Source organism: Nocardioides luteus (genome assembly GCF_014648595.1).
Lineage (GTDB): Bacteria > Actinomycetota > Actinomycetes > Propionibacteriales > Nocardioidaceae > Nocardioides > Nocardioides luteus.
Map to the genome: position 1 here is coordinate 87915 of NZ_BMRK01000001.1, position 19166 is coordinate 107080.

Annotated in this window: 20 protein-coding genes; 19 read left to right on the top strand and 1 reads right to left on the bottom strand. The window is 71.0% G+C overall.

The genetic code is table 11. From position 1 onward, the window contains the following. Positions 1–5 precede the first annotated feature (5 nt). Genes IEY81_RS00405 through IEY81_RS00415 form a run of 3 tightly spaced genes read left to right on the top strand, consistent with a single transcriptional unit; the run spans position 6 to position 4383 of the window. Positions 6–1073, top strand: coding sequence for a carbohydrate ABC transporter permease (locus tag IEY81_RS00405; protein ID WP_189116471.1), 1068 nt, complete (start codon positions 6–8; stop codon positions 1071–1073). Then, positions 1073–1972: a carbohydrate ABC transporter permease gene (locus tag IEY81_RS00410; protein ID WP_229787120.1), complete on the top strand. Its 900-nt coding sequence runs from the start codon at positions 1073–1075 to the stop codon at positions 1970–1972. The genes IEY81_RS00405 and IEY81_RS00410 overlap by 1 nt, the downstream gene beginning before the upstream one ends. Positions 1973–1983: 11 nt before the next feature. Continuing rightward, positions 1984–4383, top strand: coding sequence for a beta-xylosidase/alpha-l-arabinosidase (locus IEY81_RS00415; RefSeq protein ID WP_229787121.1), 2400 nt, complete (start codon positions 1984–1986; stop codon positions 4381–4383). On the opposite strand, the gene IEY81_RS00420 is transcribed toward IEY81_RS00415, so the two are convergent. Further along, entirely contained in the window at positions 4380–5570 is a 1191-nt protein-coding gene (locus IEY81_RS00420; protein ID WP_189116472.1) for an ROK family transcriptional regulator, read from the bottom strand. The two genes, IEY81_RS00415 and IEY81_RS00420, sit on opposite strands and share 4 nt — an antisense overlap. A gap of 137 nt (positions 5571–5707) precedes the next feature. Between IEY81_RS00420 and xylA the strand changes: the two genes are divergently transcribed. From xylA to ruvB, 16 genes are all read left to right on the top strand, one after another. Then, positions 5708–6862 (top strand): xylose isomerase, encoded by a 1155-nt coding sequence (gene xylA, locus IEY81_RS00425; RefSeq protein ID WP_189116473.1) that lies wholly within the window; start codon positions 5708–5710, stop codon positions 6860–6862. A 22-nt stretch (positions 6863–6884) separates the two neighbouring features. Continuing rightward, a complete protein-coding gene (gene xylB, locus IEY81_RS00430) occupies positions 6885–8279 on the top strand; it encodes a xylulokinase (RefSeq protein ID WP_189116474.1) in 1395 nt (464 codons plus the stop codon). Positions 8280–8400: 121 nt separating this feature from the next. Further along, entirely contained in the window at positions 8401–9021 is a 621-nt protein-coding gene (pgsA, locus tag IEY81_RS00435; RefSeq protein ID WP_189116475.1) for a phosphatidylinositol phosphate synthase, read from the top strand. Further along, a complete protein-coding gene (locus IEY81_RS00440) occupies positions 9018–9794 on the top strand; it encodes an inositol monophosphatase family protein (RefSeq protein WP_189116476.1) in 777 nt (258 codons plus the stop codon). The genes pgsA and IEY81_RS00440 overlap by 4 nt, the downstream gene beginning before the upstream one ends. Before the next feature lie 363 nt (positions 9795–10157). Further along, a complete protein-coding gene (pdxS, locus tag IEY81_RS00445; protein WP_189116477.1) occupies positions 10158–11054 on the top strand; it encodes a pyridoxal 5'-phosphate synthase lyase subunit PdxS in 897 nt (298 codons plus the stop codon). Positions 11055–11320: 266 nt separating this feature from the next. Then, the gene (locus tag IEY81_RS00450) at positions 11321–11875 is read left to right on the top strand and encodes an alternate-type signal peptide domain-containing protein (RefSeq protein WP_189116478.1); all 555 of its coding nucleotides are present in this window, start codon (positions 11321–11323) and stop codon (positions 11873–11875) included. Between the two features lie 34 nt (positions 11876–11909). Beyond that, a complete protein-coding gene (locus IEY81_RS00455; protein WP_229787122.1) occupies positions 11910–12530 on the top strand; it encodes a signal peptidase I in 621 nt (206 codons plus the stop codon). Further along, complete coding sequence (locus IEY81_RS00460; RefSeq protein WP_189116479.1) at positions 12527–13177, top strand: hypothetical protein; 651 nt, start codon at positions 12527–12529, stop codon at positions 13175–13177. The genes IEY81_RS00455 and IEY81_RS00460 overlap by 4 nt, the downstream gene beginning before the upstream one ends. Further along, complete coding sequence (locus IEY81_RS00465; RefSeq protein WP_189116480.1) at positions 13174–13767, top strand: SipW-dependent-type signal peptide-containing protein; 594 nt, start codon at positions 13174–13176, stop codon at positions 13765–13767. The genes IEY81_RS00460 and IEY81_RS00465 overlap by 4 nt, the downstream gene beginning before the upstream one ends. Continuing rightward, complete coding sequence (locus tag IEY81_RS00470; protein ID WP_189116481.1) at positions 13764–14906, top strand: signal peptidase I; 1143 nt, start codon at positions 13764–13766, stop codon at positions 14904–14906. Before IEY81_RS00465 ends, IEY81_RS00470 begins: the two co-directional genes overlap by 4 nt. A 42-nt stretch (positions 14907–14948) precedes the next feature. Continuing rightward, positions 14949–15527, top strand: coding sequence for a pyridoxal 5'-phosphate synthase glutaminase subunit PdxT (gene pdxT / locus IEY81_RS00475; RefSeq protein ID WP_189116482.1), 579 nt, complete (start codon positions 14949–14951; stop codon positions 15525–15527). 115 nt (positions 15528–15642) lie between these two features. Next, positions 15643–16410 carry a YebC/PmpR family DNA-binding transcriptional regulator gene (locus IEY81_RS00480; RefSeq protein ID WP_189116483.1) on the top strand — a complete coding sequence of 256 codons (768 nt, stop codon included), beginning with the start codon at positions 15643–15645 and terminating at the stop codon, positions 16408–16410. Between the two features lie 132 nt (positions 16411–16542). Continuing rightward, a complete protein-coding gene (locus IEY81_RS00485; protein WP_189116484.1) occupies positions 16543–16785 on the top strand; it encodes a DUF6458 family protein in 243 nt (80 codons plus the stop codon). A 151-nt stretch (positions 16786–16936) separates the two neighbouring features. Beyond that, positions 16937–17461, top strand: a complete 525-nt coding sequence (gene ruvC / locus IEY81_RS00490) for a crossover junction endodeoxyribonuclease RuvC (protein ID WP_189116485.1) — start codon at positions 16937–16939, stop codon at positions 17459–17461. Beyond that, complete coding sequence (gene ruvA / locus IEY81_RS00495) at positions 17458–18060, top strand: Holliday junction branch migration protein RuvA (RefSeq protein ID WP_189116486.1); 603 nt, start codon at positions 17458–17460, stop codon at positions 18058–18060. The genes ruvC and ruvA overlap by 4 nt, the downstream gene beginning before the upstream one ends. 3 nt (positions 18061–18063) lie before the next feature. Next, positions 18064–19149: a Holliday junction branch migration DNA helicase RuvB gene (gene ruvB / locus IEY81_RS00500; protein WP_189116487.1), complete on the top strand. Its 1086-nt coding sequence runs from the start codon at positions 18064–18066 to the stop codon at positions 19147–19149. Positions 19150–19166 lie beyond the last annotated feature (17 nt).

A 19166-nucleotide genomic window follows, 5' to 3' on the forward strand; every position in this document is an offset into this window, starting at 1 on the left:
AACCTGTGACACACGACGTGACCGACCCCGCTCGGGCGGTGCCAGGACACGCCACATCGGGCACCCGGCGTACAGCTTCTGTACGCCGGGCCCCCGGCGGTACGAAGGGTGCCGGACCCAGTGGTGACACCTGGCGCAAGCGCCTCGAGATCCTTGTCTTCGTCACCCCTGCGCTGGCGCTCATCGCGCTCTTCGTCGCCTGGCCGATCATCACGGCCGTGCGCTTCTCGGTCTACGACTGGAAGGGCTTCGGCGACCTGACCGACTTCGTGGGTCTCGAGAACTACGCGGAGGTCCTCGGCGACGAGGTCTTCCGCAGCGCGGTCGCCCACAACGCGGTCATCGTGGTGGGCTCGATCCTGCTCCAGCTGCCGCTCGGTGTGGCGATCGCGCTGCTGCTCAACCGGAGGATGCGGGGCCAGGGCCTGCTCCGCACCATCATCTTCGTGCCGTACGTCCTGGCCGAGGTCATCGCCGCGGTCGTCTGGCTGCAGCTGCTGCAGCCGCAGTACGGCTTCGTCGACGCGCTGACCACGCAGGTGGGTCTGACCCCGCCCGACCAGGGTTGGCTGGGCACCCCCGAGTACGCCCTGTGGATCGTGCTCCTGGTGCTGACCTGGAAGTACCTCGGCCTGGCGGTGCTGCTCTTCCTGGCCGCCATGCAGGGTGTCCCCGAGGAGCTCTACGAGGCCGCGCAGCTCGACGGCGCCTCGTGGTGGCAGACGCAGCGGCAGATCACCATCCCGCTGCTGGGCCCGACGATGCGCACCTGGGCCTTCCTCTCGATGATCGGGTCGATCCAGTGCTTCGACATGATCTGGGTGCTCACCCAGGGCGGTCCCGCCAACGCGACGGCCACCATGGCGACGTACCTGATCGACGAGGGCACCAAGCGCCACAACTACGGCATCGCGGGCGCCGCCTCGGTGATCCTGTTCGTCATCGCCTTCGCGATGGCGCTGGCCTACCAGGTCCTCGTCCTGCGCCGTGACACCCAGGACGACACCAAGCGCTACACCCGGGCGGAGAGCGCCCTGGTCGGAACCCTCTTCCGCAAGCGAAAGGCGGCGTGATGGCCACCGTGACCCTCGACCCCCTCGCCGAGCCCGGGAACGGCTCGGGCGGACCCTCCCGCAAGCAGCGCCGCCGCAGCACCTTCGGTGGTGGCAACCTGTGGGTCTACCTGATCGCGCTCGTAGTCGTCGCGATCACCGTCGGGCCCGTCCTCTACGGCGCGCTGGGCGGCTTCCGCAGCAACGCCCAGCTCGCCGACAAGCCGGCCGGGCTGCCCGACCCGTGGGTCTGGAAGAACTACGCGGGTGTGCTGAACAACCCCTCGTTCTGGCAGTACGCACTCAACTCGACCATGATAGCGATCATCACTACGGTGGTGACCGTCGTGTTCGGGCTGATGGCGGCGTACCCGCTGGCCCGCTACCAGTTCCGGGGCCGCGAGGCGCTGTTCATGGTCTTCGTGCTCGGCCTGCTCTTCCCGGCCGCCGTGGCGATCATCCCGCTGTTCATCATCATCACCCGCAACCTGCAGATGGCGAACACGTGGTGGGGCGTGGCCCTGCCGCAGGCGGCGTTCGCGCTGCCGATGACCGTGGTCATCCTCCGCCCGTTCCTGATGGCGCTGCCCAAGGAGCTGGAGGAGGCCGCGCTGATCGACGGCGCCAGCCGGATCGGCATCTTCTGGCGGGTCCTGATGCCGCTGTCCGCACCCGGGATGATCACCGTCGGGGTGCTGGCCTTCGTGACCTCCTGGAACGCCTACCTGCTGCCGCTCCTGCTGCTGCAGGACAAGATGCGCACGCTTCCGCTCGGCGTCGCCGACTTCTCCACCGAACACTCCGCCGACACCGCCGGTGTCCTCGCGTTCACCACGCTCGCGATGATCCCGGCTCTCGTGCTCTTCCTCGCCTTCCAGCGCCGGCTCGTCAGCGGCCTGCAGGGCGCGGTGAAGGGCTAGTAGGGACAACTGTGACTGACAACGCCCCCCTTCCCGCCTGGCCGCACGTCTCCGACCGTGTGCGTGACCTGCATGCTCAGATGACCTTGGAGGAGAAGCTCGCCCAGATCGTGGGCTACTGGCTCGACCGCGGCGGCGACGTCGTCGCGCCGATGGCCAACGAGATGAGCAGCAACGTCTCGGGCGGGCGACTCTCGGAGATCACCGCCCACGGTCTGGGCCACTACACCCGCGTGTACGGCACCCGGCCGGTCGAGCCCGCCGAGCGGGCCGCCTGGCTGTGGGCCGAGCAGAAGCGGCTGGTCGAGGAGACCCGGCTGGGGATTCCCGCGCTGGTCCACGAGGAGTGCCTGACCGGGCTCGCGACCTGGGAGGCGGCCACGTTCCCCACGCCGCTGGCCTGGGGTGCGACCTTCGACCCCGATGCCGTCGAGGAGATGGCGGGGATGATCGGGGCCGACATGCACGCCCTCGGCATCCACCAGGGCCTGGCGCCCGTTCTGGACGTGATCCGGGACGCGCGCTGGGGCCGGTGCGAGGAGGCCATCGGCGAGGACCCCTACCTCGTCGGGACGGTCGGCACGGCGTACGTCCGCGGGCTGCAGTCCGCCGGCGTGCACGCCACGCTGAAGCACTTCGTGGGCTACTCGGGCTCGCGTGCCGGACGCAACCACGCCCCGCTCTCGGCGGGCCCGCGCGAGATCGCCGACATCTTCCTCCCGCCGTTCGAGATGGCGGTCCTCGACGGTGGCGTGCGGTCGGTGATGGCCTCCTACAACGACATCGACGGCGTGCCGCAGCATGCCTCGGTCGACCACCTCACCACGCTGCTGCGCGAGACCTGGGGCTTCGACGGGGTCGTCGTCGCCGACTACTTCGGCGTCGCCTTCCTCGCGGTGATGCACGCGATCGCCGCCGATCGCGGGCGGGCCGCCGCGTACGCGCTCGAGGCAGGTGTCGACATCGAGCTCCCCAGCGGTGACGCCTACCTCGAGCCGCTCGCTGCACTGATCCGCTCGGGCGAGGTCTCCGAGTCGCTCGTCGACCGTGCCGTGCTGCGCGCGCTGAAGCAGAAGGAGGAGCTCGGTCTCCTCGACGACTCCTTCGCAGCCGCTCTGGAGGCGGGGGCTCCGGAGTCGATCGACCTGGACTCCCCGGCCCACCGGTCGGTGGCCCGCAGGCTCGCCGAGGAGTCGGTCGTGCTGCTCAGCAACGACGGTGTCCTCCCGCTCGCGGGCGACGTCGGCAAGGTGGCGATCATCGGCCCCAACGCCGACCGCTCCGAGGCGCTGATGGGCTGCTACTCCTTCGTCAACCACGTGATGGTGAGCTACCCCGACAAGCCGCTGGGCATCGAGCTGCCGACGATCGCCGAGGCGATCCAGGCCGAGCTCGGCGCCACCTCCTACGAGGTCGTCGCCGGGTGCGACGTCGAGGGCACCGACCGCTCGGGGTTCCCCGCCGCGGTCGCCGCCGCCGAGGACGCCGACGTGGCCGTGGTCGTCGTCGGCGACCAGGCCGGCCTGTTCGGCCGCGGCACCGTGGGGGAGGGCAACGACTCCGAGTCGCTCGAGCTCCCCGGCGTCCAGCGTGAGCTGGTCTCTGCCATCGTCGCGACCGGCACCCCCGTCGTGCTCGTCACCGTCACCGGCCGTCCCTACGCCATCGGCTGGGCGCTCGACGGCGAGACCCGTCCCGCCGCGGTGCTGCAGGCGTTCTTCCCCGGGGAGGAGGGCGGCGCCGCGCTGGCGCGCATCATCTCCGGCGCGGTCAATCCCTCGGGCCGGCTCCCGGTCTCCCTGCCGCGGGTCTCCGGCACCCAGCCCTACAGCTACCTCCAGCCGCTGCTGGGTGGTCCCTCCGAGGTCACCAGCACCGACCCGACGCCGGCGCGCCCGTTCGGCTTCGGGCTCTCCTACACCACCTTCGGCTACAGCGGGCTCTCCGCCGACCGCACGGTCGAGGCGGGAGGCACCTTCGGTGTGGAGGTGACCGTCACCAACCTCGGCGACGTCGCCGGTGTGGACGTCGTCCAGCTCTACGGACGCGACCTGCTCGCCTCGGTGGTCCGCCCGGTGACGCAGCTGCTCGGCTACCAGCGGGTGGCGCTGGAGCCGGGGGAGTCGGCGGTCGTACGCTTCGGCGTGCCGACCACCCGCCTGGCCTTCGCCGACCGCAAGCTCGACCGTGTGGTCGAGCCCGGCGAGATCGAGGTCTGGGTCGCCGCCTCGGCAGGGGAGAAGGTCGCCACCGCCGTGGCGGAGGGCATCGCGGAGCTCTCCGACGTCGAGGCCGCCTCGGCCGCCGGCGAGTCCGGCACCGACAAGGCGCTGCTCACCATCATCGGCGACGTGCACCGGGTCAGCCCCGCCGATCAGCGGATCACCAGGGCGACGGTCTCGCGCGGCTAGCTGCCCGCGCGAGCCACCTGACGAGCGAGGTGGGCGGCGGGGTCGGCGATCACACGACGTACGACGGTCCCCGCCGCCCCACGCACGGCTGCGTCGCTGCCGAGCCCGGAGACCAGCAGCCGGGGAGCGGTGCCGGAGTGATGGCCGATCGAGGCGGCCGTCGGCGCGGTCAGCCAGGGCGCGAGCGTCGCGAACGCGCCACCGAGGACGATCGCGGAGGGATCGAGGAGGGTGAGCACCGAGGAGAGCGCGACGCCGAGGTGTCGCCCGGCCTCGGTGACGGCGTCGAGCGCCGCCCGGTCGCCGGCCTCGCAGGCGCGGGTGAGCTCCTCGACCGTGGACACCTCGGCGCGGGCGAGGATCTCCTGCTGACCGGCCATCCGCTCCAGGCACCCGTGGCCGCCGCAGGCGCAGAGCGGGCCGGCGGGATCGACGACGACGTGGCCGAGCTCGCCGGCGCTGCCGTTGGCGCCGCGGAAGACCTCGCCGCCGATCACGATGCCGCCACCGATGCCGATCTCGCCGGAGACGTGCACGAAGTCGCGCAGCGGAGCGCCGTCGTGCTGGTGACCGCCGAACCACATCTCGCCGAGGGCTGCCAGGTTGGCCTCGTTCTCCAGCTCGACGTCGAGCCCGACGCCCTCCCGGACCGCGTCGGCGAGGTCGACGCGGTCCCAGCCCAGGTTGGGGGTACGCGCCAGCGTGCCGTCCACGGCCAGGCCGGGCACGGCCACGCAGGCGCCGGCCAGCGGCAGGGCCTGGGCGTCGGCGCTCCCGGCAGCCGCCCGGGCCAGCTCGATCAGGTCGGCGACCACGTCGGCCACCTCGCGGCCGCGGTTGTCGCGGCGTACGACATGGTGGTAGCGCGGAGCTCCGGTCAGATCGGTCACGACGGCGGCCAGGTAGTCGATGTTGACCTCCAGGCCGAGCCCGGCGACGCCGCCGGGAGCGAGGCTGAGCGCGGTGGCCGGCCGGCCCCGCTCGGTCGCCGCAGGCGCGCTCTCCTGGAGGAGCCCGGCGGTGATGAGGTCTGCGACCAGGCCGGAGACCGACGACTTCGTCAGGCCGGTGCGGGCGGCCAGCCGGGCCCGGGAGACCGGACCGGTGCGGACGACCTCGCCGAGCACGAGCGCGAGATTGCTCGCCCGCATCCCGGCATGTTGGGCAGGCTCGCTTCGGACCGTCATGCAGGGGATTAGACCAAGTTCTGAACTTTGGGTCAAGAGATCCATTCGATCGCTGCAGAGCGGTTGACAATGTGACGGTCGTCGCGTTTCATCGTCCCATATAGTCCGAGTCGTGAACTAATGTGAGGAAGCAGACTATGACGGATTACACCCCCACCGCGGAGGACAAGTTCACCTTTGGTCTGTGGACCGTGGGCTGGAACGGTCAGGACGTGTTCGGGTCGGCCAGCCGGCCCCACCTCGATGTCGCCCACTCGGTGCACAAGCTGGCCGAGCTCGGCGCCTACGGCATCACCTTCCACGACAACGACGTCTTCGCCATCGACGCGAGCGACGCCGAGCGCCAGGCGGAGATCGACAAGCTGAAGGCCGCCCTGGACGAGACCGGCCTCAAGGTGCCGATGGCCACCACCAACCTCTTCGGCCACCCGGTCTTCCGTGACGGCGGGTTCACCTCCAACGACCGTGAGGTGCGCCGCTACGCGATCGCCAAGGTCGCGCGCAACATCGACCTCGCCGCCGAGCTCGGCGCCACGACGTACGTCATGTGGGGTGGCCGCGAGGGCGCGGAGTCCCACGCCGCGAAGGACATCACGGCGGCGCTGGACCGCTACCGCGAGGCCGTGAACCTCCTCGGCGACTACGTGGTCGAGAAGGGCTACGACATCCGCTTCGCCATCGAGCCGAAGCCCAACGAGCCGCGCGGCGACATCCTGCTGCCGACCATCGGTCACGCGCTCGCCTTCATCAACAGCCTCGAGCGTCCCGAGATGGTGGGTCTCAACCCGGAGGTCGGTCACGAGGAGATGGCCGGGCTCAACTTCGCCGCCGGCATCGCCCAGGCGCTGTGGCACGGCAAGCTCTTCCACATCGACCTCAACGGCCAGCACGGCCCCCGCTTCGACCAGGATCTCCGCTTCGGCGCCGGCAACCTGCGCGGCGCGTTCAACCTGGTCGACCTGCTGGAGTCCAAGGGCTACGACGGCCCGCGCCACTTCGACTTCAAGCCGCCGCGCACCGAGGACGAGGAGGGTGTGTGGGCCTCGGCCGCCGGCTGCATGCGCAACTACCTGATCCTGCGGGAGCGGGCCAAGGCGTTCCGCGCGGACCCGGAGGTCCAGGCCGCTCTCGAGGCCTCGCAGGTCCCGGAGCTCTCCGTGCCGACCCTGGCCGAGGGCGAGACGCTCGAGGACATCCGCAAGGCGACCTACGACATCGAGGCCCTCGACCACGGCTACGCGTTCGAGCACCTCGACCAGCTCGCCATGGACCACCTCCTCGGCGTCCGCTGACGCGGGGGACTAGGTTCGCGACATGCCTCTTGTTGCCGGGGTCGACTCCTCGACCCAGTCCTGCAAGATCGTCGTCCGCGATGCGGAGTCCGGGGCGCTGGTGCGCTCCGGCTCCGCGCCCCATCCGGACGGGACCGAGGTCGATCCCGCCGCCTGGTGGACCGCGCTGCAGTCGGCCGTCGAGGCCGCCGGCGGGCTCGACGACGTCGCCGCGGTCTCCATCGGCGGCCAGCAGCACGGGATGGTCTGCCTCGACGAGGACGGCGAGGTCGTACGCCCCGCACTGCTGTGGAACGACACCCGCTCGGCCGGCGCAGCCGCCGATCTCAACAACGAGCTGGGGGCCGAGGCATGGGCCGAGGCCGTCGGGTCGGTGCAGGTGGCCAGCTTCACCGCCACCAAGCTGCGCTGGCTGGCCGAGCACGAGCCCGACGCGGCGGCCCGGGTCGCCGCGGTCTGCCTTCCTCACGACTGGCTCACCTGGAAGCTCGCCGGAGCGCCGGGGCTGGCGTCGCTGCGCACCGACCGCAGCGACGCCAGCGGCACCGGCTACTACTCGGCCGTGACCGGCGAATACCGCCGTGACCTGCTCAAACGTGCGCTCGGGCGCGACGACATCGTGCTGCCGGAGGTGCTCGGTCCGACTGCGTCCGCCGGGCGCACCGCGGCGGGTGCGCTGCTCGGGCCGGGCTGTGGTGACAACGCGGGGGCATCGCTCGGTGCGGGTGCCCAGCCCGGGGACGTACTCGTCTCGATCGGCACCTCCGGGGTCGCCTGCGCGGTCTCGGAGACGCCGACCGCCGACCCGTCCGGGGCGGTGGCCGGCTTCGCCGACGCCACCGGCCGCTACCTGCCGCTGATCGCCACGCTCAACGCGGCGCGCGTGCTCGACGCCACCGCCCGGCTGCTCGGAGTGAGCCACGAGGAGCTCTCCCGGCTCGCGCTGCAGGCGCCGTCTGGCTCCGGCGGTCTGGTGCTGGTGCCCTACCTCGAGGGCGAGCGCACGCCTGACCGGCCCGACGCGCGTGGCGTGATCCACGGGCTGACCCTGGCCACCTCCGAGCCCGCCTACCTCGCGCGGGCGGCGGTCGAGGGGCTGCTGTGCGGTCTCGCCGACGGCATCGACGCGCTCAAGGCTCAAGGCGTCGAGGTCAACCGGGTCCTCCTGGTCGGCGGTGGCGCCCGCTCGGAGGCCGTACGCCGCCTGGCGCCGGTCGTCATCGGCCACCCGGTCCTCGTCCCCGAGCCGGGGGAGTACGTCGCCGACGGCGCGGCCCGCCAGGCCGCGTGGGTCCTCGCCGGTGGCTCCGAGCCGCCGACGTGGGAGCTCGCCGGCACCGAGACGTACGAGGCCGACCCCGACCCGGCGGTGCGGTCCCGCTACGCCGAGGTCCGCGACCTCACCGAGGGTGTCTAGATGATTGATGCACAGGCTGACCTGCGACGGCCACCCCGTGCATCAATCATCTAGGTCCGGGCACCCGGTGGCCGAGCCGTTGCGGCCACCGGGCACCCGCGTCCGATAGCGTGGCCGCGCCATGTTGGATCACATCAAAGGCTTCGTCCAGGGAGTCGTCCTCGCGCCCATCGTCCGGTTGTTCGTGGCGCTGAGGATCAGCCCCGACGTCGTCACGCTCGTCGGCACCCTCGGGGTGGCGGTCGGCGCGCTGGCGTTCTACCCGCGCGGCGAGCTGCTGCCCGGCACGGTCTTCATCACCTGCTTCGTCTTCAGCGACCTGATCGACGGAGCGATGGCCCGCATGGTGGGGCGCAGCTCGAAGTTCGGCGCCTTCTGGGACTCCACCCTCGACCGCATCGGCGACGGTGCCGTCTTCGGCGGCCTGGCGCTCTACTTCGCCGGCCCCGGCGACTCCGACCTCTACCTCGCGCTGACTCTGTGGTGCGTCGTGATGGGCGCTGTCACCTCTTATGCCCGTGCCCGTGCGGAATCGCTCGGCTTCACAGCCGACGTCGGCATCGCCGAGCGCGCCGACCGGCTGGTCCTCATCCTGGTGATGACCGGCTTCGCCGGCATCTTCTCCCTCGACCTGCTGATCTACATCGCGCTGTGGATCCTCGCCGTCGCCTCGACCATCACCGTCGGCCAGCGGGTCTGGACCGTCCGCCGCCAGGCCCTCGCCGAGGAGGCAGCCGCATGACCGCTCCGACCGAAGCAGACGTACGCCTCGCCACCGAGCTCGTCCGCGGCGCCGGCTCGCTCGCGGCGAAGATGCGCCACGAGGGCATCGACGCGTCGGTCGAGACCAAGACGTCCGTCTCCGACCTGGTCACCGCCGCTGACAAGGCCGCCGAGAAGGCGATCGTCGACCGTCTCGCCACCGAGCGCCCCGACGACGGCATCCTCGGCGAGGAGGGCTCCGCCCGCGACTCGGCCTCCGGCCGGGTGTGGACCATCGACCCGGTCGACGGCACCTACAACTTCGTACGCGGCCTCGACTGGTGGTGCTCCGCGCTCGCGCTCACCGACGGCGACGACATCCTCCTCGGTGCGGTCTACTCGCCCGCCGAGGATGCCGTCTACGTCGGCGGCCCCGACCTGCCCACCACCCGCAACGGCGTCCGGCTCGACGCGATCCCCGACACCCCGCTAGACCTCGCCTGCCTCACCACCTACCTCCACCCCGCCCGGCTCAAGCAGCCGGTCGGCGAGGCCTACATCCGCGTCACCGGCGGAGCCGCCTCGATCCGCATTCTCGGCTCCGGCTCGATGGACCTCACCGCCATCGCCCAGGGCAAGCTCCACCTCTTCTGCCAGCACTCCGTACCCGACTGGGACCGCCTCCCCGGCTGGGCCCTCGTCCTCGGCGCCGGCGGCGCCACCACCCAGGTCGAGGCCGGCGGCGCCCTCTGGTCACTCGCCGGCGCCCCCACCGCCGTCGCCGACGCCGCCCGAGCCCTCACCTCCGAATGACCATCTCGCCGACCCGGCGCATCTGCCCCATCAGAGGACGCCGACCCGGCGCATCTGCCCCGGCTGAGGTCGTCGAGTCGGCGCGTCTGCCCCGGCTGAGGTCGTCGAGTCGGCGCGTCTGCCCCGGCTGAGGTCGTCGAGTCGGCGCGTCTGCCCCAAGCCGTGAGGCAGTTGCGCCGACTCAGCGTGTATGCGTGAGGCAGTTGCGCCGACTCGGCGTCCGTACGTGGGGCAGATGCGCCGACTCGGCGTCATATCTCGGGGCAGATGCGCCGAGTCGGCGATCAGTCCACTTCGGGAACAGTGGCTTGACCTGCGGTTTCCGGGGGTGGTGGACGGCGCGTGGCGAATTACGATCTGGCCATGGCTACAAGCACGAACGAGACGGGTACCTCGCGGGTCAAGCGGGGGATGGCGGAGATGCTCAAGGGTGGCGTGATCATGGACGTGGTCACCCCCGAGCAGGCGAAGATCGCCGAGGACGCCGGGGCGGTGGCGGTGATGGCGCTGGAGCGCGTACCCGCCGACATCCGCGCCCAGGGCGGCGTGAGCCGGATGTCCGACCCCGACATGATCGACGGCATCATCGAGGCCGTCTCCATCCCGGTCATGGCCAAGGCCCGCATCGGCCACTTCGCCGAGGCCCAGATCCTGCAGAGCCTCGGTGTCGACTACATCGACGAGTCCGAGGTGCTGACCCCGGCCGACTACGAGAACCACATCGACAAGTGGGCGTTCACGGTGCCGTTCGTGTGCGGCGCGACCAACCTGGGGGAGGCGCTGCGCCGCATCACCGAGGGCGCGGCGATGATCCGCTCCAAGGGTGAGGCCGGCACCGGGGACGTGTCCAACGCGGTCACCCACATGCGTACGATCCGGCGCGAGATCCGCCGCCTCGGCGCCCTGGACGAGGACGAGCTCTACGTGGCGGCCAAGGAGCTCCAGGCGCCCTACGAGCTCGTCAAGGAGGTCGCCGAGAACGGCAAGCTTCCCGTCGTCCTCTTCACCGCCGGCGGCATCGCGACCCCGGCCGACGCCGCGATGATGATGCAGCTCGGCGCCGAGGGCGTCTTCGTCGGCTCCGGCATCTTCAAGTCCGGCAACCCTGCCCAGCGCGCCGAGGCGATCGTCAAGGCGACCACCTTCCACGACGACCCGGACGTCGTCGCCAAGGTCTCCCGCGGCCTCGGTGAGGCGATGGTCGGCCTCAACGTCGACGAGCCCGCCCGCTCGATCCAGTTCGCGGAGCGCGGCTGGTAGTTCGCGACCGACGTCGCCCGACAAGAGCAGAACCGAAGCGGCTGCGCATCCTTCCGATGGGTGCGCAGCCGCTCCGCGTCTGGTGCGCTGACGAACGGGTCTCACCGAACGTCGGATTCGATGCCTCAACGAATTCAAACCGCGTGTGACTGATACAACAGAACAAAAGGCAAGCAAATACCCTATTTCGATGTAAATCGTCCCGGAGTGATGGATCTTGGATCCATACATACGGGGGCACCGGGTCCCTGTGGAGATGGGGAGTCATGAAGAAGTCGACGAAGGGCGCAGTCGCTGCCGCAGCCGCGGCGGTCCTGCTTCTCGGTGGTGCCGGGACGCTCGCCTACTGGACCGATGAGGGCACCGCCTCCGGCGGGACGCTCACCACCGGCAACATGGCGCTGAGCGACGGCACGTGCGAGCCGGGCTGGACCTACCCGGACGGCTCCGCGGTCGCGACGATCGTCCCGGGCGACTCGATCACCAAGTCCTGCTCGTTCGAGGTGACCGGTTCCGGTGACCACCTCACCGCCACGGTGTCGGCCCCCGGCGAGGTCACCTACACCACCGACAAGGCCACGACGACCATGCAGCTCACCGCCTCTGCGGACTACGAGCTCGGCGGCCAGCCGGTGGGCGACGGTGACTCGTTCGCGATCGACGGCCCGACCACGCTGGTCGCCCAGGTCGAGGTGGTCTTCCCCTACGGGGACGCGACCACGATCAACGCCAACGACACCCAGGACGTCACCGCGACCCTCGACGCGATCACGATCACCCTGACCCAGGACCAGAGCTCGGGCGAGAACCCGAACCCCTGATCGGCGTGTCAGCCACAACCGTCAGCCGGCGTCCATGACGGCCGCAGGCATGGTCTCGTCCCGGCGCCCCTCGCCACCGGGGGAACGACGCCTGCTCTTTCCGAGCCCCAGAGCGGTGCTCGGGTTCGTCGGGCAGTTCGTAGTCTGGTTCGTGATCATCGCCGCCGGAGCCGTGATCGGCCTCGGCGTAGCCGTGCCCAGGATCGTCGGGGGAGAGGCGCTCACGGTGCTCAGCGGATCGATGCGGCCCGGGATGCCACCGGGATCCCTGGTGGTCGTACGTCCGGTGGACCCGGCCACGCTCCGGATCGGCGACGTGATCACCTTCCAGCTGAGATCGGGGGAGCCGGCGGTCGCGACGCACCGCATCACGGGCATCGGCACCGACACCACGGGAGAGCGCATCTTCACCACCCGCGGCGACGCCAACGACGCCGACGACGTGAAGCCGGTGCGCGTGGTGCAGGTGCGCGGCGAGCGCTGGTACTGGCTGCCCTACGTCGGCCGGGTGAACTCGCTGCTGACCGGCGAGCAGCGCGCCATCACCAGGCTCGTCGGCGCCGGGCTGCTCGGTGGCTACGCGCTGGTGATGTTCGGGGGCGCGGTCCGCGACCGTCGCCGGGAGCGCGCCGAGGCTCAGGGGCCGAAGCCATGACGGTCCTACGCCTTCTGCTTGCGCTCCTGATCATGTGGGCCCTCTCCGCGACGCCGGCGGGAGCAGCCACCGAGCCGGTGCAGCTGAGCAACGACGGCCGCACCTGGGCCGCAGACCTGCCCGAGCCGCTGTTCGATCCGGACGTGCGCTGGGTGCCCGGCGACTCACGAGCGGCAGCGTTCTGGGTGCGCGACGCCGGGGAGAGTCGCGGTGCGCTGTCGGTGAGCGCCGACGTCCGCGACACCGACCGCCTGGTCGCCGACGGTGCGATGAACCTGCGGCTGCGCCGCGGATCGGGCCAGTGGCACGAGGTACGGCCCGGCACCAGCATCTCGCTGGGCAGCCTCGAGCGGGGCGGTCGGGAGCGGATCGGTGTGGTCGCTACCTACGCACCGCGCTCCGGCAACGACACGATGGACTCCGGGTTCACCTTCAGTCTCGACGTACGTCTGACCGGGGACGACGCCACCGGCGAGGACGAGCCCGGTCCGGGCGACGACCTGCCCGAGGGCCAGGCTCCGGTCGGCGGTGGCCTGCTGCCCGGCACCGGCAGCCCGGTGCGCTGGTGGCTGATCGCCCTGGCCTCACTCTCGATCGGCGGGGGCACAGCCCTCGTCCTGCGCAGCAAGCGAAAGGGAAGTTCATGACCAGTCCACGACGGCGCCCGGTCGCCGCGCTCCGGCGTGCGGTGAGGTCGACGCGCCTACGCGCCTTGCTCGCCCTCGGCGTGGTCGTCTCGATCGGGGCGACCGGGACGCTGGCCTACTGGACCGACACGGTGGAGGTCAGCGGCGCGACCCTGACCACGGGCACGCTCGACCTCCAGGTCAACGGTGCCGACCCCTACACCGGTTTCACGGCGTTGAGTCTGACCGGCATGTATCCGGGCACGTCCTCGGCCGGCGTCCTCACCGTCCAGAACGTCGGGACCGTCCCGCTGAGCTACACGATGACGAGCGGCTCCTCGACCGCCACACTGTCCCCGCTGACCCTCAAGGTCACCGCCGACACCAGCGTGACCAACGACGGCACGCTGAACCAGACCTGCCCGGGCGCGGCCCTGGCGGGCACCGGTGGCGCGCTCCCGTCGGCCGGCATCGCGACCGCGCGTACGCTCCAACCCGGCTCCTCGGAGACGCTGTGCCTGCAGGTGACGCTCGGCACCGACGCCCCCGATTCTGCCCAGGGCCGCTCGAGCGACCTCACCTTCACGCTCACCGGGACGCAGCTCCCGTGACCGGTTTTCGGCGCTTCGTCACCGTCGCGAGCCGGCGGGCGGGCGACCTCGCGCTCACCCTGGCCGCGGTGGCCGGCGTGGTGTGCCTGCTGACGCTGCTCGCGGGGGTCGCGTTCGACGTGCGGCCGCTCCTGTTCCGGTCCGGATCGATGTCACCGGCGATCCCGACCGGGTCGCTGGCGCTGGCGGTGCCGGTCGACCATCGTGAGATCGCGGTGGGTGACGTGATCTCGGTGCCGTACGAACGCACGCGGGTCACGCACCGGGTCGTCTCGATCGACCACACCGAGGCGAGCTCGATGCTGCGGATGCAGGGTGACGCGAACGACGCCGCCGACCTGCGCCCCTATCAGGTCACCTCCGCCGACCGCGTCGTCTTCTCGGTGCCCCGTCTCGGCGCCGCGATCGCCTGGCTCTCGCATCCGCCGGGGATCTTCGTGCTCGCCGGTTACGCGGCCCTGCTGCTGGCGATCCTGATGCGCCGTCGGGCGAACCCGCCCGCTCCGAACGCCCCGGCGGCCCCCGAGGCGCCCGAAGAACCACGACCTGCGCCGAGTCCCGCAGAGGACCGGCGCCGAGGCCACGGAGGACGGCTCGCGCTCGCCGCCCTCGTGCTCGCGTTGCTGCTCGGCACGGCGACGCCGCCGACCTGGGCGGCCTGGACGGACCCGGTGAGCGTCACCGGCGGCACCCTCGCCACGGCCACCCTGGCCTCGCCGACCGCGGCACCCTCCTCCGGGGGAGGAAGCGGCGGCGCGAACGGCAACTGCCAGGCGCAGAACCTGGTGCTCGGCAGCACGATCACGTTGCGCTGGGAGGGGGTCGCGCCGACCTCCGCGCCGCCGCTGGCGAGTTACGACTACCAGCTGCAGTTCTTCAACCGGAGCACCAACCAGAACCAGGGCCCACCGGTGACCGTCGCGCATTCCGGGGCCGCCGGTTCGAGACAGAGCTACCAGCAGAGCGCGACGGCACTGGGCAACCTGCTCGGCCTCAACCTCTTCTCCAACACCCGGCTGCAGCTGCGGGTGCGCTCGCACCTCGCCGGCACCAGCTGGTACGGCGCGACGACAGTGCTGGTGAACTTCTCCAGCAGCGCTGTGCTCACCTTCGCCTCCTTCGAGTGCAACACCGCCTGAGCCGAGTTCCGCGTCGCCGCTGCGGCGAACTACGCTGCCGCAGTGATTGCACCGACCATCGGCGTACTCGCCCTCCAGGGCGATGTCCGCGAGCACCTGGCCACGTTGACCCGGCTGGGGGTCAAGACCCTTCCCGTACGCCGCCGGGCCGAGCTGGACACCTGCGACGCGCTCGTCATTCCCGGCGGAGAGTCGACGGCGATGTGGCGCCTGGCGCGTACGTTCGAGCTGCTCGACCCGCTCCGTGAACGCGTCCGCACCGGCATGCCCGCGTTCGGCACCTGCGCCGGCATGGTCCTCCTGGCCGACCGGCTGCTCGACGCCGCTCCGGGGCAGGAGACCGTCGGCGGCCTCGACATCACCGTCCGGCGCAACGCCTTCGGGCGCCAGACCGAGTCGTTCGAGACCGAGCTCGAGGTCGCCGGGCTGGACGGCACGGTCCACGCCGTCTTCATCCGGGCGCCGTGGGTCGAGGAGGTCGGCGCTGATGTCGAGGTGCTGGCCAGCGCCGCGGGACACGCCGTCGCCGTACGCCGGGATCAGCTGATGGCGACGAGCTTCCACCCCGAGGTCAACGCCGACGACCGGCTCCACCGGCTGTTCCTGGACACCTGCTGCTGACGGCGGCGAGCGCCACGTAGTTAGAATGGCCTCCTGCTGCCCTGTGGTGTTTCCGGAGGCGGCTCGACCAGGCTTGAAAGCACAGCGACGACGCGGGGCAAAGGACGGTTTCCAGATGAGCGGCCACTCCAAGTGGGCAACGACCAAGCACAAGAAGGCGGCGATCGACGCCAAGCGCGGCAAGCTCTTCGCCAAGCTCATCAAGACGATCGAGATCGCGGCCAAGACCGGCGGTCCCGACCCGTCCGGCAACCCGACCCTCTACGACGCCATCCAGAAGGCCAAGAAGCAGTCGGTCCCCAACGACAACATCGACCGCGCGGTCAAGCGCGGCGGTGGCCTCGACGGCGGCGGCGTCAGCTACGACACGATCATGTACGAGGTCTACGGACCCCAGGGCGTGGCACTCCTGATCGAGTGTCTGACCGACAACCGCAACCGTGCGGCCATGGAGGTACGCACCGCGGTGACCCGCAACGGCGGCACCATGGCCGACCCGGGCTCGGTCTCGCGCCTCTTCGACCGCAAGGGCGTGGTCGTGGTAGCCAAGGCCCAGGAGGGCAAGGAGATCACCGAGGACGACCTGCTCGAGGCCTCCCTCGACGCGGGTGCCGAGGACGTCAACGACCTCGGTGAGTCCTTCGAGATCGTCTCGGACCCGTCCGACGTGGTCGCGGTGCGCACGGCGCTGCAGGAGGCCGGCATCGACTACGACTCCGCGGAGGTGCAGTTCGTCGCCAGCATGGACATCCCGGTCTCGGACGCCTCCGCCGCGGAGAAGGTCTTCAAGCTGATCGACGCCGTCGACGACCTCGACGACGTCCAGAACGTCTTCTCCAACGCCGATGTCCCCGACGAGGTCATGGAGACCGTCGACGCCTGACCGGCGGCGCCCGCGGCGCCGACCCAGCTCCCACGTCCTCGTACGCACCGGCTCATGCCCTGAGCGGTTGGTGGGTACCCAGTAGGTCGCCGAACCGCCACCAGGGCGGGTTCGCCCTATAAGGAGGACACGATGGGATACGGCGTAGGAGCGATTCTGCTCGTGGTCGGGCTGATCCTGGCGCTGGCCGTGCACGTCTCGGTCAGCGGGGTCGATCTGACTCAGGTCGGTTGGATCCTGGCCGCTGTCGGAGCCGTGGTGCTGATCCTGACCGCCGTGACGCTGAACACCGGCGGCCGCGCGCGCACGGTCGCGCGGCGGAGGCACGCGGACGGCACCGAGACCGTCGAGGAGCGACGCACCGACACTCTGTGAGCGGGAGACCTCAGCAGCGACTCGAGGCCTCCGATCGCGTCACATCCTCGTGAATGAGGGTGTCGCGGCGTCGGAGGCAGCAGCCGGCCGGTAGTCTACGAACAGACGTTCGACACCCGGCCGGCTCGGTCGTTGTGGAAGAGGTGCTCCAGTGCGCGTGCTCGGTATCGACCCCGGCCTGACCCGGTGCGGGATGGGCGTGGTCGACGGCTCGCTCGGCCGCCCGCTGTCGATGATCGACGTCGGGGTGATCCGGACCTCCTCGGACCTTCCGGTCTGGGAGCGGCTGGTGAGCATCGAGAAGGGCATCGACGCCTGGATCGAGGAGCACCGGCCCGACGCGGTCGCGATCGAGCGGATCTTCGCCCGTTCGAACGTCTCCACCATCATGGGCACGGCCCAGGCCAGCGGTCTCGCCATGGTCTGCGCCGCGCGACGCGGTCTCCCGGTCGCGCTGCACACGCCCTCGGAGGTCAAGGCCGCCGTCTCCGGCAACGGCCGAGCCGACAAGGCGCAGGTCACCGCGATGGTGACCCGCATCCTGCGGCTGCCGGCCCCGCCGAAGCCCGCCGACGCCGCCGACGCGCTCGCGCTGGCCATCACCCACCAGTGGCGCGGAGGCGCCCAGAACCGCATCGAAGCCGCGGTCGCCGCGGCCGGGAAGGTACGCAGATGATCGCGTCCGTGCGCGGCAAGGTCGCCGCCGTCAGTCTCTCCACCGCCGTCGTCGAGGTCGGCGGCATCGGCATCGAGCTGCTCTGCACACCCAACACGCTGGCCACGCTCCGCACCGGCGAGGAGGCCCGCCTGCCGACCAGCCTGGTGGTGCGTGAGGACTCGCTGACCCTCTTCGGCTTCACCGACACCGACGAGCGCACTCTCTTCGAGCTGCTCCAGACCGCCTCCGGCGTCGGCCCGAAGCTCGCTCAGGCGATGCTCGCGGTGCTCTCGCCCGACGGCATCCGGCTGGCCATCTCGACCGAGGACGCCAAGACCCTCACCAAGGTCCCCGGCATCGGCCAGAAGGGCGCCCAGCGGATCATCCTCGAGCTCAAGGACAGGATCGGTACGCCCTCGGGCACCGCCTCCGCGCCGTCAGCCGCCTCCGTGGCCGCCGCCCCCTGGCGCGACCAGGTGACCGAGGCCCTCGTCGGCCTGGGCTACAGCAGCAAGGACGCCGACAAGGCGGTCTCCGCGATCGAGCCCGAGGCCGGCGACCAGGCCAACATCTCGGTGCTGCTCCGGGCGGCGCTGCGGACTCTCTCAAAGGCATAAGGCATGCACGAGGACGACTTGACCCGGGCCGAGGAGGACTACTTCTCCTCGCTCACCATCGCCGAGGCCGACGGCGACGACGACCGCGCGGTCGAGGCGGCTCTGCGCCCCAAGAGCCTCGACGAGCTGATCGGCCAGCAGCGGGTCCGCGAGCAGCTCAGCCTCGTGCTGGAGGCGGCGAGGCAGCGCGAGCGAGCCCCTGATCACGTACTCCTCTCCGGGCCTCCGGGACTCGGCAAGACCACCCTCGCGATGATCATCGCCGCCGAGATGTCGGCGCCGCTGCGGATCACCTCCGGTCCGGCGATCACCCACGCCGGCGACCTGGCCGCGATCCTGAGCGGGCTCAACGAGGGGGAGGTGCTCTTCGTCGACGAGATCCACCGGATGAGCCGGCCGGCCGAGGAGATGCTCTACCTGGCGATGGAGGACTTCCGGGTCGACGTCGTCATCGGCAAGGGGCCGGGCGCGACCGCGATCCCGATCGATCTGCCGCCGTTCACCCTGGTCGGCGCCACCACCCGCGCTGGTCTGCTTCCCGGACCCCTGCGCGACCGGTTCGGCTTCACCGGCCACCTCGAGCTCTACGACCCCGCCGACCTCGAGCTGATCGTGCGCCGCTCCGCAGGCCTGCTCGACGTCACGCTCAACGACGACGGTGCCGCCGAGATCGCCGGCCGCTCCCGAGGCACCCCACGCATCGCCAACCGGCTGCTGCGCCGCGTACGCGACTATGCCCAGGTCAAGGCCGACGGCACCGTCACCCAGGAGGTCGCCCAGAAGGCGCTCGACCTCTACGAGGTCGACCCGCTCGGCCTGGACCGCCTCGACCTCGCCGTCCTCGACGCGCTCTGCCGCCGGTTCGGCGGCGGCCCCGTCGGCATCTCGACCCTGTCGGTCGCGGTAGGGGAGGAGCGCGAGACGGTCGAGGAGGTCGCCGAGCCGTTCCTGGTCCGCTCCGGCTTCCTGGCCCGTACGCCACGGGGCCGCGTCGCGACCCCGGCAGCCTGGGAGCATCTGGGACTGCCGGTCCCGGCCAACACCGAGGCCGCCGCCTGGTCGACCGATGCCCTCTGGAATGAGGCCTGATTCACACTCGCCACCAG